Here is a 1,401-nt window from a genome sequence, read left to right as displayed (position 1 = left end):
ATCGCCATCGCCGCCTTCATGGCGCGTGAAGCTGCCGCCCTGCCCCCCTTCTACCTGCTCGCCGATCCGGCGCTGATCGCCTCCCGGGCGCGCCTGCTCGGCCTCTCGCTGCCGATCGCCGAAGCCACCCCGGCACAAGCGGCGCAGGTCTTTGCCCGCGCCTTGCCGATCGTTCCGCTGGCTGCAGGCTGCATCGACAGCCCCGGCCAGCCGGATCCGGCCAATGCGGCCGCCACGATCGAGGCCATCGACCGCGCCGTCGCCGATTGCCTTGCCCGCGAAGCCTCGGCCGTGGTCACCTGCCCCATCGCCAAGAAGCCGCTCTACGATGCCGGCTTTCGCTTTCCCGGCCACACCGAATATCTGGCGCATCTGGCGGCTCGGCACAGCGGCGTCGAGGCGATGCCGGTGATGATGCTGGCAGGACCCGACCTGCGCACCGTTCCCGTCACCATCCACATAGCGCTGGCCGAGGTGCCGAAGGCACTGACCACCGAACTGATCGTCGCCACCGCGCGCATCACCGCTGCCGACCTTGCCGGCCGCTTCGGCATTGCCAGGCCACGGCTGGCGATTGCCGGGCTCAATCCACATGCCGGCGAAGGCGGCGCCATGGGCCTCGAGGACGAGCGGATCGTGCGCCCGGCGGTCGACATCCTGCGCGCCGAAGGCATCGACGCTTTCGGCCCTTTGCCGGCCGACACGTTGTTCCATGTCCGGGCGCGGGCTGGTTACGACGCGGCCCTTTGCATGTATCACGACCAGGCGCTTATCCCGGCCAAGGCGCTGGCTTTCGACGAGGCGGTCAATGTCACGCTCGGCCTGCCCTTTATCCGCACCTCGCCCGACCACGGCACGGCCTTCGACATCGCCGGCAAGGGTGTGGCGCGGCCCGACAGCCTGATAGCGGCGCTGAAGCTTGCCCGGCGGCTGGCCGACACGAACACCAAGGCGGTTGCCGCATGAGATCTCGGGCATGACCATCGACGGGCTGCCGCCGCTGCGCGAGGTGATCGAGCGTCATGGGCTGCAGGCGAAGAAGGCGCTCGGCCAGAATTTCCTGCTCGACCTCAACCTCACCGGCAAGATCGCCCGCACCGCCGGCGACTTGTCCGATGCAACCGTCATCGAGGTCGGCCCCGGTCCCGGCGGGCTGACCCGCGCCTTGCTTGCCAACGGAGCGCGCCAGGTGATCGCCATAGAGCGCGACGAACGTTGCCTGGCTGCTCTTGCCGAAGTGTCCGGCCACTATCCCGGCCGGCTGGAGGTTGTTTCGGGCGATGCGCTGAAGACGGATTTCACGGGCCTTGCCGGTCGAGCGACCGGCAATGGCGGCCCGGTCAAGATCGTGGCCAACCTGCCCTACAACATCGGCACGGAGCTGCTGGTGCGCTGGCTGAC

At 68.7% G+C, this 1,401-nt stretch carries 2 protein-coding genes; both read left to right on the top strand.

Annotation, left to right across the window (positions count from 1 at the left end):
• On the top strand, positions 1-966 hold a 966-nt coding region (pdxA, locus tag ENZ75_RS31810; RefSeq protein ID WP_128278618.1), incomplete at its 5' end, for a 4-hydroxythreonine-4-phosphate dehydrogenase PdxA.
• Between the two features lie 10 nt (positions 967-976).
• A partial coding sequence (locus ENZ75_RS31805) for an rRNA adenine dimethyltransferase family protein (RefSeq protein ID WP_281061324.1) occupies positions 977-1,401 on the top strand: 425 nt, incomplete at its 3' end.

Source organism: Mesorhizobium sp. M7A.F.Ca.CA.002.04.1.1 (genome assembly GCF_004022805.1).
Classification (GTDB): domain Bacteria; phylum Pseudomonadota; class Alphaproteobacteria; order Rhizobiales; family Rhizobiaceae; genus Mesorhizobium; species Mesorhizobium ciceri.
The sequence above is the reverse complement of the archived record's forward strand: the minus strand, read 5'-3'. Positions and strand labels throughout refer to the sequence as shown.